The following is a 14,622-nucleotide window of genomic DNA, read 5'->3' as shown; positions in this document are numbered from 1 at the left end:
GGAACAAGCCGTGTCGCACGACCCGTCCAATCTCGAATTTCAGCCGCGCGCCAAGGGCAGCGTGCTCGGATTTCCCGCGCATGAGGGACGGCCCGGCGCGCTGGGCGAAGTCCATGCCCGTCCGCACCCGCTGATCGAGAAGCCGCGTGTGCTGATCCAGCTCGCCTTCATGACCGAGGGTGGCGCCGGCGTCGATCATTCGGTGCTTTCCGAGCTGTCGCGCCGGCTCGGCATAGCCGCGCCCGACCGTCAGGCCCGCCATCACGCCATGAGATGGGGCCAGGGCTCGTTGCGCTGGGAGCGGCATACCGAATTCTCCACCTATCTGTGGGAAGGGCCGCTTGCCGAAGGCGGCAAGGGCCAGGAGGATTCGCCGTTCGGCAACGGATTTTCTCCACCCGGAACCGTTATTTCAGGCATCCGGCTCGAGATCCGCAAATGGACGCAGGCGGGCGAGCGGTCGATCGCCGGCTTCGATCCGACCAGCCTCTGCTATTCGCTGGTCGAACGCGGCAATGCTGCAATCGTCACCGATTTCCGCCAGGATGGCGACGGCCTGACCCGTATGCTGATCCTTGACCGCGGCCTGACGCCGGCCAGCACCGGCGCCTTGTCGCAGCGGCTGATCGACATCGAGACCTATCGCACGCTGGCCATGCTCGGCCTGCCGCTGGCGCTGGCCTTGTCCGGCCGCGCCCGCCGTATCGAGGACAGGCTGGCCCAGATCACGCTGGAGATGAAACTCGCCGAGACCCGCGACAGCCAGAAATTGCTTGCCGACCTGACCGAACTCGCGGCTGAGTTGGAAGCCGACGCGGCGTCGAGCCTCTACCGCTTCGGCGCCAGCCGTGCCTATGACGGTATCGTCGGCGAAAGGCTGGAAGCGCTCGAGGAAGAAGCCGTACAGGGATATGACACCTGGGCGGGGTTCCTGCGGCGGCGCATGGCGCCTGCCATGCGCACCTGCCGTTCGGTCGAGGAGCGTCAGGCCAACCTGTCGCGCAAGCTGACGCGCGCCACCACGCTGCTGCGCACCTGGGTCGATGTCGAGGTCGAGAAGCAGAACCGCGACCTGCTCGCCTCGATGAACAATCGCGCCCGGTTGCAACTGCGCCTGCAGCAGACCGTCGAAGGCCTGTCGGTCGCGGCCGTTTCCTACTATGTCGTCGGCCTCGTCGGCTATGTCGCCAAGGGCGCCTCGATCTTCGGCCATGCCTTCGCGCCCGAAGTGGTCACGGCGGCGTGCGTGCCGCTCGCCATCCTGCTGGTCTGGTGGGGCGTGCGGCGGGTGCGGCGCATGCATTCCGAGCCGACGAAACATCCGGGCGAGTAGGCGCGCCTTTACTTCCCACAGGATAAAGCGCACCAGCGGCAGATTGCCGCTACGGAAGGCGTCCGTTGCGTCCGTGTCCGCTCTCGGTCAAAGCGGGGTTTGCAACCGACGCCCTTCACTGGTAAAAGATTTTGACCAGTCACGCGAGATGAGGCTGCCGATGTCCGGCCTTGCCATGCCCAAGCCAGACGACGCCACGATGCGCCGGCGCGGCGAGATCGTCGCCGACATGCGCATTATCGTGCCGGGCGAGGGTGTGGTCGACGCGGCCAACGAAATGCGCGCCTTCGAGAGCGATGGCCTGACCGCCTACCGGCAATTGCCATTGGTCGTGGTGCTTCCCGAAACGGTGGCACAGGTTTCGCGCGTGCTGAAATACTGCAATGACCGCAACATCCGCGTCGTGCCGCGCGGCTCCGGCACCTCGCTGTCGGGCGGTGCGCTGCCGCTGGAGGACGCGGTGCTCCTGGTCATGAGCCGCTTCAACCGCATTATCGAGATCGATTTCCCCAATCGCATCGTCGTCGCCCAGCCGGGCGTCACCAATCTCGGCATCACCACCGCCGTCGAGCAGGAGGGTTTTTACTACGCCCCCGACCCATCTTCCCAGATCGCCTGCTCGATCGGCGGCAATGTCGCCGAAAATTCCGGCGGCGTGCACTGCCTCAAATACGGCCTGACCGCCAACAATGTGCTCGGCATCGAGATGGTGCTGATGAGCGGCGAGGTGGTGCGGCTCGGCGGCAGGCATCTGGACGCGGAAGGCTACGACCTGCTCGGCGTCATGACCGGCTCCGAAGGCCTGCTGGGCGTCGTCACCGAAGTCATCGTGCGCATTTTGAAGAAGCCGGAGACGGCACGTGCGCTGCTGATCGGCTTCCCGACCAGCGAGCAGGGTGGCCAATGCGTCGCCGACATTATCGGCGCCGGCATCATTCCCGGCGGCATGGAGATGATGGACCGTCCGGCGATTCATGCGGCGGAGGATTTCGTCCATGCCGGATATCCCCTGGATGTCGAAGCTCTGCTGATCGTCGAGCTCGACGGGCCGGGCGTCGAGGTCGATCATCTCATCACCGCGGTCGAGGCGATCGCCATCCGCAACGGTTCGACCACCTGCCGCATTTCGCAGTCGGAGCAGGAGCGATTGAGCTTCTGGGCAGGGCGCAAGGCTGCCTTCCCCGCGGTCGGCCGTATCTCGCCCGACTATTATTGCATGGACGGCACCATCCCGCGCAAGGAACTGCCGCGCGTGCTGGCCGGCATGCGCGAGCTCTCCGAAAAATACGGGCTCGGCGTCGCCAATGTCTTCCATGCCGGCGACGGCAATCTGCACCCGCTGATCCTCTATGACGCCAACGTGCCGGGCGAACTCGACAAGGCCGAGAGTTTCGGCGCCGACATATTGCGGCTGTGCGTCAAGGTCGGCGGCGTCTTGACCGGCGAGCATGGGGTGGGCGTCGAGAAACGCGACCTGATGCCGGAAATGTTCAACCAGATCGACCTCGACCAGCAGATGCGGGTCAAATGCGCCTTCGATCCCAATCATCTGCTCAACCCGGGAAAGGTGTTCCCGCAACTGCGCCGCTGCGCGGAGCTGGGGCGCATGCATGTGCATCGCGGACAGATGGCGTTTCCGGACATTCCGAGGTTTTGAGGGTTATGTCAGCGCCTGAACGCCCCCCTCTGTCCTGCCGGACATCTCCCCCTCACGGGGGGAGATTGGCAGCTTCGTCGCTTCGCCCTTCCGCCAACGCTGGAGATTGGCGAGACCCGGCGCGGCATCCAATCTCCACCCTTGAGGGGGAGATGTCCGGCAGGACAGAGGGGGGCGCGAAGGAACGCGGCATTCCCGCATATTGCGCATCGGCGCCATGACCACCTTCACTCCCATCACCCCTTCCGAAGTCCTCTCCACCGTCGCCTGGGCGGCGGCGGAAGGCTCGCCGCTCGAAATCCTCGGTCACGGCTCCAAGCGCGGCATCGGCCGTCCGCTGCAGACGGAGCACACGCTCGACCTGTCGAGGCTCGCCGGGGTCACGCTCTATGAACCAGCCGAACTGGTGCTGTCCGCAAAGGCCGGCACGCCGCTGGCCGAAATCGAGACGCTGCTGGCGCAAAACGGCCAGCAACTCGCTTTCGAGCCGATGGACTACGGCCCGCTGCTCGGCGGCGAGCCGGGCAAGGGCACGCTTGGTGGTGCGCTTGCAGCGAACCTCTCCGGCCCGCGCCGGCTGAAAGCGGGGGCGGCGCGCGATCACATCCTGGGCATCCATGTGGTTTCCGGGCGCGGCGAGGCCTTCAAATCCGGGGGCCGCGTGGTGAAGAACGTCACCGGTTATGACTTGTCCAAGCTGATGGCCAACAGTTGGGGCACGCTGGCCGTGTTCACCGACGTCACCTTCAAGGTGCTGCCGTCGGCCGAGACCGAGGTTACGCTCGCCATCCGCGGCCTGCTCGACGATGCGGCCGCCGCGGCCATGGCCCTGGCGCTCGGCTCCAGTGCTGAAGTATCGAGCGCCGCGCACCTTCCGGAGCGGATTGCCGCACGGGTTGCCGCAGGTGCGCTCGGCAATGATGCGGCCACGCTGCTTCGGGTGGAGGGTTTTGGCCCCTCCGTCGCCTATCGCATCGCCGCGCTGAAGGCGTTGCTCGGAAATGCCGGACCACTGGAGGAGATTTGCAGCGAAGCGTCAGCTGCCCTGTGGCGTGACGTGCGCGATTGCAGGCCTTTCGTGGACAACAACGACAAACCGCTCTGGCGCGTATCGATGGCGCCTGCCCAGGCGCACCAGATGGTTTTGACGCTGCGCATGCAGGTCGCCGTCAGCGCCTTCTATGACTGGCAGGGCGGACTGGTGTGGCTGCGCATGGAGGAGGGTGACCCGGAAGCGACGCTGCTGCGCGGACTTCTGAGAAAACATGGCGGCGGCCATGCGACATTGGTGCGCGCGGCTCCTTCGCACCGCGCCGCCCTGCCGGTGTTCGAGCCGCAGGCTCCCTCACTGGCAGCGCTCAGCCAGCGGCTGAAGCACGAATTCGACCCCAAGAACATCCTCAATCCCGGCCGCATGGCCTAGGACATCAAGAGATGCAGACCAATTTCTCGCCCGCACAGCTTGCCGACCCGCATGTCGCCGAGTCGGAAAAGATTCTGCGCAAATGCGTGCATTGCGGCTTCTGCACCGCCACCTGTCCAACCTATGTGACGCTGGGCAACGAGCTCGATTCACCGCGCGGGCGCATCTACCTGATCAAGGACATGCTGGAAAACGGCCGCCCGGCCGACAAAGAGATCGTCACCCATATCGATCGCTGCCTTTCCTGCCTCGCCTGCATGACCACCTGCCCGTCTGGCGTCAACTACATGCATCTGGTCGACCATGCCCGCGCCCATATCCAGCAGACCTATAGGCGGCCGCTGCTCGATCGCCTGACCCGCGCCATGCTGGCCTTCGTCCTGCCCTATCCCCCGCGTTTTCGCGCCGCGCTCAAATTGGCGAAACTGGGCAAGCCGTTCATCGGCCTGTTCGAGAAGATCCCGGCATTGAAGCCGCTTGGCGCAATGCTCAAGCTCGCGCCGGAATCGATCCCGGGAGCATCGCCGATGGCTTCGCCGGGCACCCATACCGGGCAGGGGGCGAAGAGGGGCCGCGTCGCCATCCTCACCGGTTGCGCGCAATCGGTGCTCGATCCCGCCATCAACGACACGACCATTTCACTGCTGACGCGGCTTGGCGTCGAGGTCGTGGTGCCGCCGGGCGAGGGCTGTTGCGGCGCGCTCGTCCATCACATGGGCCGCGAGCAAGCCGCCCTTGCTTCTGCAAGGCAAAATGTCGATGCCTGGACCCGCGCGATTGAACAAGGCGGGATCGATGCCATCATCATCACCGCGTCGGGCTGCGGCACGACCATCAAGGATTACGGTTTCATGCTGCGGCTTGATGCGGCCTACGCCGAAAAGGCTGCACGTGTCTCCGCGCTGGCCAAGGACATTACCGAATACCTGACCGCTATCGACCTGCCCGAACCGGTGCGCAAGCCGGGCACGGTCGTCGCCTATCATTCGGCCTGTTCGATGCAGCACGGCCAGAAGATCACCCGCCAGCCTAGGGAATTGCTGGCCAAAGCCGGTTTCATCGTTCGCGAGCCGCGCGAAGGGCATTTGTGCTGCGGTTCGGCCGGCACATACAACATTCTGCAGCCGGATATTTCGGCCAGGCTGCGCGACCGCAAGGTGAAAAACATCGAGGCTACCGGCGCTTCGGTCGTCGCCACCGGCAATATCGGCTGCATAACGCAGATCGCGTCTGCCGCGAAGCTGCCGGTGGTGCATACGATCAAGCTGCTCGACTGGGCCTATGGCGGGCCGAGGCCGGAAGGTGTCGCGGAACCCGGCCTGATCGCCGCTGAGTAGGGGCCGCCCCGGCGTTATTCGGCCGCCAGCCTGTCGATCGTGCCGTAGGTCGCCTCGTAGAGCGCGCGCTGGCGGCTGAGCGCCACCATCGTGTTGCGCAGCAGGATCGCAACGGTGATCGGGCCGACGCCGCCCGGCACCGGCGTGATCCAGGAGGCCACGTCCTTCACGCTGTCGGTGTCGACGTCGCCGACGATACGGGTGGAACCGTCCGGCAGCGTCTCGGAATTGATGCCGATATCGATGACGGCCGCACCCGGCTTTACCATGTCGGCCTTGATCAGGCGCGGCTTGCCGACGGCGACGAACAGCGCATCGGCGCGGCGCGCGTGCGCGGCGACCGAGCGCGTCATGTGGTGACAGACCGTGACCGTCGCGCCTTCGCTCATCAACAGGAAGGCGATCGGCTTGCCGACGATCTCGGAGTGGCCGACCATCACCACTTCCAGGCCCTTGAGGTCGAGGCCGGTTTCCTTGAGCAACTCGACCGAGGCGGCCGCCGTGCAGGGCGCCAGATCGAGCTGGTTGTAGACGATGTTGCCGATCGAGGCCGGATGCATGCCTTCGACGTCCTTCAGCGGATGCACCGCCGCCTGCAACGTCCTGATCGGGATATGTGCCGGCACCGGCCGCTGGATGATGATGCCGGTAACGCGCGGATCGGCGTTCAGGCCGTGGATCGCCGCTTCCAGTTCGCCCGCGGTGATGGTGGCGGGAAAGCGCCGTTCGTCGAAATCGATGTCCGCCAGCTCTGCCTTGGCGCGCTGGTTTCGTACATAGACATCCACCGCCGCCGTATCGCCGACGGTGATCGACACCAGTTTGGGCGGGAACCCTTCGGCCCTTGCGATCGCCGCATCCTCGCGCACGGCGGCGATGATGCGCCGGGCAACCGGGCCGCCCTTGAGATAGCGGCTGTCGTCGGACAGTGACATGATCGGACTCTTCTGACCTGAGCGTTGCCTTGCCATAGCAAAAGAACCGCGGCAATGGCAGCACGAATGCGAACCGTCATGCCTTTTGCGCGACGTGCGGGCGCGGCAGTGCTTCGTCCGAAACGGAAAGGGCAGCACGGTTTCCCGTGCCGCCCTTTCTGACCGGCCGCATCCCCATACGGCCCGTCCCCCGTTATTCCTTCCGATCCCGGGAAGCGCTGCGCTTCCGGATCGGGTGATTCGCAGCAACTATTATATCACCTCGACAGTGGTTCCGACATCGACCCGTTCATAAAGGTCGACGACATCCTCGTTGCGCATGCGGATGCAGCCCGACGACACGGCGCCGCCGATCGTCCAGGGCTGGTTGGTGCCGTGGATGCGATATTCCGTACTACCGAGATAGAGCGCGCGCGCGCCGAGCGGGTTCTCCATGCCGCCGGCCAGGTAGGTTGGCAGGTAGCGCCCCTTGGCGGCCTCGCGCTTGATCATCGCGGCCGGCGGGCGCCAGTCCGGCCAGACCCGCTTGTTGGTGATCTTGTGCGTGCCCGACCATTCGAAGCCCGGCTTGCCGGTGCCGACGCCATAGCGCCGCGCCTTGCCGTTCTTTTCGACCAGATAGAGGAAGTTCTGGGTCGTATCGATGACGATGGTGCCCGGCTTCTGGGAGCCGTCATAGGCGACTTCCTGCGGCAGGTAGATCGGATTGATCTGCGGGCGCGCGACCATGCGCTTGGCCGGGGCCTGCACGGCCGCCGTTTGCACGCGGTCGGGCTGCGCATAACGCGGGCGCGGCTGCTGCGCGACCTGCCGGTTCTGCCGCACGATCCCCGGCGCTTGGCCAAGCTGCAGCACCCAGGGGGCGGAAAGGTCGGGGCTCACCATCACCGGCGGTCTGTCGGCATAGCGGTCTCCGGCCGTGGAAGGTGTGACGCCTGCGGCAAACGCAGCCACGGCGCCGAGCACGGAAAACAAAACTCTCTTCATCGGGAAAGCACCTTGATCGTCTGACAAACCGGGTGGAAACCACCTCCCGGTTCAGCGATCATTGGCGCGGGAACAGCAACCGAAACATGAATCGGAATGTGTAAAATGCGGAACTGTCGGTAAACCTTTTGGTGTGGTTACCGCCGCGTTCAGGAATCTGGTAAAGCCAAGGTAAAGCAGCGCAACCAGCGCGTTAACGAATGGAATTCTCGCCATGGACAAGGAAAGAACCGGCCTTCTCGCCGGACCCGACGGTGTCGCGCGCTGCTTCTGGCACGGCAATCTGCCCGACTACCTGCATTACCATGACCATGAATGGGGCCGCCCGGTGGCGGACGACCGCCGGCTGTTCGAGAAGATCTGTCTCGAAGGCTTCCAGTCGGGCCTGTCCTGGCTGACCATCCTGCGCAAGCGCGAGAATTTTCGCGCCGCTTTCGCCGGATTCGATTTCGACAAAGTCGCCGCCTTCACCGACAAGGACGTCGAGCGCCTGCTCGGCGATGCCGGCATCATCCGCCATCGCGGCAAGATCGTCTCGACCATCAACAACGCCAAACGCGCCCGCGAAATGGCCGATGAATTCGGCTCGCTCGCTGCCTGGTTCTGGAAGTTCGAACCCGGCAGGGAGGAACGGCCGCAGGTGGTCGACCTCGCCCATCTGCGCGCCAATCCGACCACGGCGGTCTCGATCCGCATTTCCAAGGATCTGAAGAAGCGCGGCTGGACCTTCGTCGGCCCGACCACGGTCTACGCCTTCATGCAGGCGATGGGCCTGGTCAACGATCATCTCGAGGGGTGTGTGTGCCGCAAGGAGGTCGAGAAGGAGCGGAAGGCTTTCAAACGGCCGAAATAGCCTCAGGCGCCGTTGGCACTTCCCAGGAACAGGCCGGCGACGATCGCGACCACGGTGGCGACGGTTGGATAGATCACCAGCAGGCCGGTCACCAATGCGTCGCGCAGGGAAGGTCCCTTGCCGGTATCGGCGTGTACCTCGAACGGTCCGGCCGGCTGGCCGATCATCCTGGGAGCATGGACATCTGCGGCGCGCAGGCGTGCCGGCATGTCGCCCGCATCCCTGTTGTCGTGAAACTCCACCGCGCTCATCATGTCCCGAACCCCTTCATTGCGGTGTGCTGTATCGGCCTCGATTATGTCGGCACGATGCCGCGCCGATGGCGGGATTGTTTCATTTTCGGTGCGTTTTTGTTTCGGCGAACGCCCGCGTGCCTTCTCGCATGCATGGAGACAGCGCCTGCCGCCGGCCTTGCCCGGTAGGACCTGTTCGGTTAGGACACGCCCGTTGCGAAAATCGCAACGCTGTTGAGTTTTCAGCAACACGAAACACCGGGCGAATCCATGGCCGACAAATCGGAAAAGACGAAAGCGCGGCTGCCGCGCGGTTTTGCCGACCGCAGCGCCGAAGATATCCGCGCCGTCGAGAAGATGATGGCGACCATCCGCTCGGTCTACGAACTCTACGGTTTCGAACCCGCCGACCAGCCGCTGATCGAATACACCGATGCGCTCGGAAAATTCCTGCCCGACCAGGACCGGCCGAACGAAGGCGTGTTCTCCTTCCAGGACGATGACGACCAGTGGCTGTCGCTGCGCTACGACCTGACCGCGCCGACGGCGCGTTTCGTCGCCGAGAATTTCGAGCGCCTGCCAAAACCCTATCGCAGCTACCGTTCCGGCTGGGTGTTCCGCAACGAGAAGCCCGGTCCCGGCCGCTTCCGCCAGTTCATGCAGTTCGACGCCGACACGATCGGCACGCCGGGCGTCGCCGCCGACGCCGAGATGGCGATGATGATGGCCGATGTGATGGAAGCGCTCGGCATCAAGCGCGGCGACTACGTCATCCGCGTCAACAACCGCAAGGTGCTGGACGGCGTGCTCGAGGCGATCGGCCTCGGAGGTGAAGGGAATACGAGTCGTCGGCTGACCGTGCTGCGGGCGATCGACAAGCTGGACAAGCTCGGGCCGGAAGGCGTGCGGCTTCTCTTGGGACCAGGGCGCTGGGACGGCGGCAAGGAAGGCGAGGGCGACTTCGCCAAAGGCGCCGGGCTGAATGATACGCAAGCCGAGGCGGTTCTTCTGGCGACGGCGCGAAACGCGCAGGCCGGCCAGGATGCCAGCGTCGGTGCGAACGCCGTCTACCAGGAGGGCGTTGGCGAGCTCGCGACCATCGAGGCCCTGGTCAGGGCGGCGGGATACGGCGAAGATCGCGTCGCCATGGACCGCTCCGTGGTGCGCGGCCTCGAATACTACACCGGCCCGGTCTTCGAAGCCGAGCTCCTGGCCGAGATCCCCAACGAGGATGGCCAGATCGTGCGCTTCGGTTCAGTCGGGGGCGGCGGCCGCTATGACGGGCTGGTGTCGCGCTTCCGCGGCGAGCCGGTGCCGGCGACCGGTTTTTCCATCGGCGTTTCCAGGCTGATGACGGCGCTGAAGAACCTCGGCAAGCTCGACAACGCCGACGTGATCGCGCCGGTCGTCGTGCTGGTGATGGACAGGGACACCGACAGCCTCGGCCGCTACCAGAAGATGGTGGGCGAGCTGCGTGCCGCAGGCATTCGCTCCGAAATGTATCTCGGCGGCGCCGGCATGAAGGCGCAGCTCAAATATGCCGACCGTCGCGGCTGCCCGGTCGCGATCATCCAGGGCGGCGACGAGCGCGCCAAGGGCGAATTGCAGATCAAGGACCTGATCGAAGGCGCGCGCCTGTCGGCCGAGATCACGGATAATGCCGAATGGCGCGCCGCCCGCCCGGCACAGGTCACGGTGGCGGAAAGCGAGCTGGTGGCGCAGGTGAGAAAGATCCTGGCGGAGCAGGCAGCCGACCGCGCGAAGGGTGGCGCTTGAGCACCCCCCTCTGGCCTGCCGGCCATCTCCCCCGCAAGGGGGGAGATTGGATGTCGCGTATGCTTTCGCCAATCTCCGTCGTGGCAGAAAAGGCGCTGCGCTCGAAGCTGCCGATCTCCCCCCTTGCGGGGGAGATGTCCGGCAGGACAGAGGGGGGTGCCTCGCGCCCATGCGCTCTATGACCTCCCGCTATCCCGCCATCGCGGCCGACATCGCCGGCCTCTTCGCGACCCGCGACACGCATGCGGTGGAGGTCGCCGTGCTGCAGCCGGCCGATCCGTTTCTCGATATGGCCGGCGAGGATTTGCGCCGCCGCATTTTCCTGACCGAAAGCGAGACCGGGCAGACGCTCTGCCTGCGGCCGGAATTCACCATTCCCGTCTGCCTCGATCATATCGCCAGCCAGGCCGGTACGCCGCGTCGCTACTCCTATCTGGGCGAAGTGTTCCGCCAGCGCCGCGAAGGCGGCAACGAGTTCTTCCAGGCCGGCATCGAGGATCTCGGCGACCGCGACACGGCCGCTGCCGATGCCCGTTCGGTGGCCGACGCGCATGCACTGCTGTCGCTGGCGCTGCCGGGCCAGCAGCTCTCGATCACGCTCGGCGACCAGGCCATCTTCGAGGCGGTGCTGGCGGCTCTCGGCCTGCCGCGCGGCTGGCGCATGCGGCTCGCCCGCGCCTTCGGCTCGGCGACGATGCTGGAGGCAGCCCTTGCCGATCTCGCCAATCCGCCGCGCAACAGCCAGCTCTCCGGCCCGGTCGCGGCACTTGTGCTCGACGGTGACCTGGACGGTCTCTCCGCGCATATAGCCGGCGGCATGGAACAGGCCGGCCTGTCGGCTTCGGCCGGACGCGCGCCGGCCGATATCGCGCGGCGGCTGATCGAAAAGGCCGAGCTGCGCAGCGTGCGGCTGTCCAACGAAGCCTTCGCGGCGCTGAAGACCTTTCTGGCGATCGACGTGCCGCTCGACGGCGCGGCCCAGGCGCTCGAGAGTTTTGCCGGTGCCGCCGGGCTATCGCTCGGGGCCGCGCTGGAAAAATTCGCGGCGCGCGCCAAGGCCGTCGAGGCGAACGGCCTGCCGGCGCAAAAGATCCGCTATGACGCCGCCTTCGGCCGCCCGCTCGATTATTACACCGGCCTCGTCTTCGAGATCGCGGCGCAAGATGGTGAAAGGCCGCTGGCCGGCGGCGGCCGCTACGACCGGCTGCTGACGCTGCTCGGCGCCAAGACGCCGATCCCCGGCGTCGGCTTCTCGGTCTGGCTCGACCGCATCGAGGCATTGCGGGAGCACGCGCCATGATCACGCTGGCGATCCCGTCCAAGGGCCGGTTGAAGGAGCAGGCGCTGGAGGTGCTGGCGAAAGCCGGCCTCGCCATCAGCCTGCCCGGTGACGAGCGCAAATATCACGCCCGCGTCGAAGGCATGGACAATGTCGAGGTCGTTTTCCTGTCCGCCTCCGAAATATCGGGCGAGATCGGGCAAGGTGCCGTCGATCTCGGCATCACCGGCGAGGACCTCGTGCGCGAGAACCTCGCCGACTGGGAGGCGCGCGCCGAAATCGTCGCCCGTCTCGGCTTCGGCCATGCCGATGTCGTGGTGGCCGTGCCCGACATCTGGCTCGACGTCGAGACCATGGCCGACCTCGATGATGTCGCCGCCGATTTCCGCCAGCGTCACGGAAGGCGGCTCAGGATCGCCACCAAATACTGGCGGCTGACCCAGCAATTCTTCTCGCAGAAGCACGGTATCCAGGTCTATCGCATCGTCGAGAGCCTGGGCGCCACCGAGGGCGCGCCGGCGGCCGGCCTTGCCGATGTCATCGTCGACATCACCACCACCGGCTCGACGCTGCGCGCCAACCATCTCAAGGTGCTGGTCGACGGCGTCGTGCTGCGGTCGCAGGCGTGTCTTGTCGCATCGCGAAAGACGCGTTCCACGGCCGACGAGACGATGCTGCGCGACATAGCGGCCAGCATGGCCTCGGTGAAGGGATAGCTGGCGGCGGACAAATTTTGTTCTTGCTTTGTGCCGGCCACTATGCTACAAATACCGCTATGGTGATGATTTGCGCCCCCCGCCCTTCGAGGCGGGGTTTTTCGTTCTGCGCCATTCTCACGACCCTGCCATTCTTATGACCGTGGAAGGCGGCGCGGTCCGCCTTCGAAGCTTGGCCCTACCTTCGGCGGGATTTCCACCGTCCCGGCAGGCTGATAGGCTCGGATGTTCTGGGAGGAGAGAGCGATGCCGGTCAATCTCGACGAGCTGAAGAACGCCACCAGTTTGCGCGGACGCGGGGCGCGCGCCGGCAGCGTCTTTGTCGCGCCCGTCGACGGCAAGGCGCACGTCTCGGGCGAGCGTGGCGTGCCGCTGCTCAACAAGACCATTCCCGCACTGTTCTCCGACACGGCCGGCAAATACGGCACGCTCGATGCCGCCGTCTTCGTCGCCCAGGACAAGCGCTTCACCTGGAGCGAGCTGTCCGACACGGTGGATGCGCTGGCCGCCGGTTTCCTGGCGCTGGGCCTCGAAAAGGGAGATCGCGTCGGCATCTGGTCGCCCAACCGCTGGGAATGGCTGGTGACGCAATTCGCCACCGCCCGCATCGGCCTGATCCTGGTCAACATCAACCCGGCCTACCGGCTCACCGAGCTGGACTATGCGCTGAACAAGGTCGGCTGCAAGGCTCTGGTCACCGCGGCCAGCTTCAAGACCTCGGATTATCTCGGCATGATCGAGACGCTGGCGCCGGAGATCGCGACGGCCACGCCCGGCAAGCTCAGGGCACAGAAACTGCCGGCGCTCCGGATCGTCATCCGCATGGGCGAGGAGAACTCGCCCGGCATGTTCAATTTCGCCGATGTGCTGGCGATGGCGGGGCGCGACGAGCATGACAGCCTCGACCGCATCTCCGAAGGGCTGAAGCCGGAGGACGCCATCAACATCCAGTTCACCAGCGGAACCACGGGCGCGCCCAAGGGCGCGACGCTGACCCACAACAACATCCTCAACAACGGCAATTTCGTCACCTCGGCCATCAGGTTGACGGTCGACGACCGGCTTTGCATTCCCGTGCCGCTCTACCATTGTTTCGGCATGTCGATGGGTACGATGGGCTGTGTCACCAAGGGCTCGACCATGGTGTTCCCTGGCGAGGGCTTCGATGCCGGCGCCACGCTGAACGCCGTGGCGCAGGAACGCTGCACCGGCCTCTACGGCGTGCCGACCATGTTCGTCGGCCTGCTCGACCATCCCGATTTCGCCGCCTTCGACCTGTCCAGCCTGCGCACCGGCATCATGGCCGGCTCGCCATGCCCGATCGAGGTGATGAAGAAGGTGGTGTCGCTGATGCATATGTCCGAAGTGACCATCGCCTACGGCATGACCGAGACCAGCCCGGTCTCCTTCCAGAGCAGCGTCGACGACCCCTTGGAAAAACGCGTCTCGACTGTCGGGCGCGTTCATCCCCATGTCGAGGTCAAGGCCGTCGATGCCGATGGCGCAACCGTTGCCGTCGGTGCGCCGGGCGAACTCTGCACACGCGGCTATTCCGTGATGAAGGGCTATTGGGACGACGAGGACAAGACCCGCGAGGCGATCGATGCGGACGGCTGGATGCATACGGGCGACCTCGCCACGATCGATGCCGAGGGCTATTGCAACATCGTCGGCCGGGTCAAGGACATGGTCATCCGCGGCGGCGAGAACGTCTATCCGCGCGAGGTCGAGGAGTTCCTCTATCGACACCCCAAGGTGAGGGAGGTGCAGGTGTTCGGCGTTCCCGACGCCAAATATGGCGAGGAGCTCTGCGCCTGGATTGTGCTTAAGCCCGGCCAGATCGCCACCGAACAGGAGATCAAGGCCTTCTGCGCCGGCCAGATCGCCCACTACAAGGTCCCGCGCCACATCCGCTTCCGCACGGAATTGCCGATGACGGTGACCGGCAAGCCGCAGAAATTCCTGATGCGCCAGGCGATGGTCGAGGAACTGGGGCTGGTGACGCAGAAGACCGCGTGAGGGGAGCGCGGGGCGGGAAGGTGCGGTTGCCGAGACGAGTGTGAATGTCGCATTTCGGGGCCGAAAGCGGACTG

12 protein-coding genes are annotated in these 14,622 nt (G+C 65.3%); 9 read left to right on the top strand and 3 right to left on the bottom strand.

Going from position 1 to position 14,622, the window contains the following annotated elements:
• Positions 1 to 10 precede the first annotated feature (10 nt).
• The 4 genes from FJ979_RS12355 (at position 11) to glcF (ending at position 5,750) form a co-directional block, all read left to right on the top strand.
• Complete coding sequence (locus FJ979_RS12355; protein WP_140581214.1) at positions 11 to 1,333, top strand: DUF3422 family protein; 1,323 nt, start codon at positions 11 to 13, stop codon at positions 1,331 to 1,333.
• A 160-nt stretch (positions 1,334 to 1,493) separates the two neighbouring features.
• The gene (locus tag FJ979_RS12350; protein ID WP_140581211.1) at positions 1,494 to 2,990 is read left to right on the top strand and encodes an FAD-linked oxidase C-terminal domain-containing protein; all 1,497 of its coding nucleotides are present in this window, start codon (positions 1,494 to 1,496) and stop codon (positions 2,988 to 2,990) included.
• 217 nt (positions 2,991 to 3,207) lie between these two features.
• Positions 3,208 to 4,413 (top strand): glycolate oxidase subunit GlcE, encoded by a 1,206-nt coding sequence (glcE, locus tag FJ979_RS12340; protein WP_140581206.1) that lies wholly within the window; start codon positions 3,208 to 3,210, stop codon positions 4,411 to 4,413.
• Positions 4,414 to 4,424: 11 nt separating this feature from the next.
• Positions 4,425 to 5,750 (top strand): glycolate oxidase subunit GlcF, encoded by a 1,326-nt coding sequence (gene glcF / locus FJ979_RS12335; protein WP_140566456.1) that lies wholly within the window; start codon positions 4,425 to 4,427, stop codon positions 5,748 to 5,750.
• 14 nt (positions 5,751 to 5,764) lie between these two features.
• Here glcF and FJ979_RS12330 read toward each other — a convergent pair whose 3' ends face one another.
• Positions 5,765 to 6,685, bottom strand: a complete 921-nt coding sequence (locus tag FJ979_RS12330) for a bifunctional 5,10-methylenetetrahydrofolate dehydrogenase/5,10-methenyltetrahydrofolate cyclohydrolase (protein ID WP_140498366.1) — start codon at positions 6,683 to 6,685, stop codon at positions 5,765 to 5,767.
• 252 nt (positions 6,686 to 6,937) lie between these two features.
• Positions 6,938 to 7,672: a L,D-transpeptidase gene (locus FJ979_RS12325; RefSeq protein WP_140498365.1), complete on the bottom strand. Its 735-nt coding sequence runs from the start codon at positions 7,670 to 7,672 to the stop codon at positions 6,938 to 6,940.
• A 214-nt stretch (positions 7,673 to 7,886) separates the two neighbouring features.
• Here FJ979_RS12325 and FJ979_RS12320 point away from each other — a divergent pair, with 214 nt between their 5' ends.
• The gene (locus FJ979_RS12320) at positions 7,887 to 8,525 is read left to right on the top strand and encodes a DNA-3-methyladenine glycosylase I (RefSeq protein ID WP_140498364.1); all 639 of its coding nucleotides are present in this window, start codon (positions 7,887 to 7,889) and stop codon (positions 8,523 to 8,525) included.
• Positions 8,526 to 8,527: 2 nt separating this feature from the next.
• Here FJ979_RS12320 and FJ979_RS12315 read toward each other — a convergent pair whose 3' ends face one another.
• Positions 8,528 to 8,779, bottom strand: a complete 252-nt coding sequence (locus FJ979_RS12315; protein ID WP_140515041.1) for a hypothetical protein — start codon at positions 8,777 to 8,779, stop codon at positions 8,528 to 8,530.
• A gap of 249 nt (positions 8,780 to 9,028) precedes the next feature.
• Here FJ979_RS12315 and hisS point away from each other — a divergent pair, with 249 nt between their 5' ends.
• The 4 genes from hisS (at position 9,029) to FJ979_RS12295 (ending at position 14,548) form a co-directional block, all read left to right on the top strand.
• On the top strand, positions 9,029 to 10,534 hold the full coding sequence (gene hisS / locus FJ979_RS12310; RefSeq protein ID WP_140581203.1) for a histidine--tRNA ligase: 1,506 nt from the start codon (positions 9,029 to 9,031) through the stop codon (positions 10,532 to 10,534).
• A 178-nt stretch (positions 10,535 to 10,712) separates the two neighbouring features.
• Positions 10,713 to 11,834 carry an ATP phosphoribosyltransferase regulatory subunit gene (locus FJ979_RS12305; protein WP_140524793.1) on the top strand — a complete coding sequence of 374 codons (1,122 nt, stop codon included), beginning with the start codon at positions 10,713 to 10,715 and terminating at the stop codon, positions 11,832 to 11,834.
• Positions 11,831 to 12,529, top strand: a complete 699-nt coding sequence (hisG, locus tag FJ979_RS12300) for an ATP phosphoribosyltransferase (RefSeq protein ID WP_140498360.1) — start codon at positions 11,831 to 11,833, stop codon at positions 12,527 to 12,529. The genes FJ979_RS12305 and hisG overlap by 4 nt, the downstream gene beginning before the upstream one ends.
• Before the next feature lie 246 nt (positions 12,530 to 12,775).
• Entirely contained in the window at positions 12,776 to 14,548 is a 1,773-nt protein-coding gene (locus FJ979_RS12295; RefSeq protein ID WP_140581200.1) for an AMP-binding protein, read from the top strand.
• The last annotated feature ends 74 nt before the right edge of the window (positions 14,549 to 14,622 follow it).

Source organism: Mesorhizobium sp. B1-1-6, assembly GCF_006443035.1.
In the GTDB taxonomy this organism is placed as follows: domain Bacteria; phylum Pseudomonadota; class Alphaproteobacteria; order Rhizobiales; family Rhizobiaceae; genus Mesorhizobium.
The sequence above is the reverse complement of the archived record's forward strand: the minus strand, read 5'-3'. Positions and strand labels throughout refer to the sequence as shown.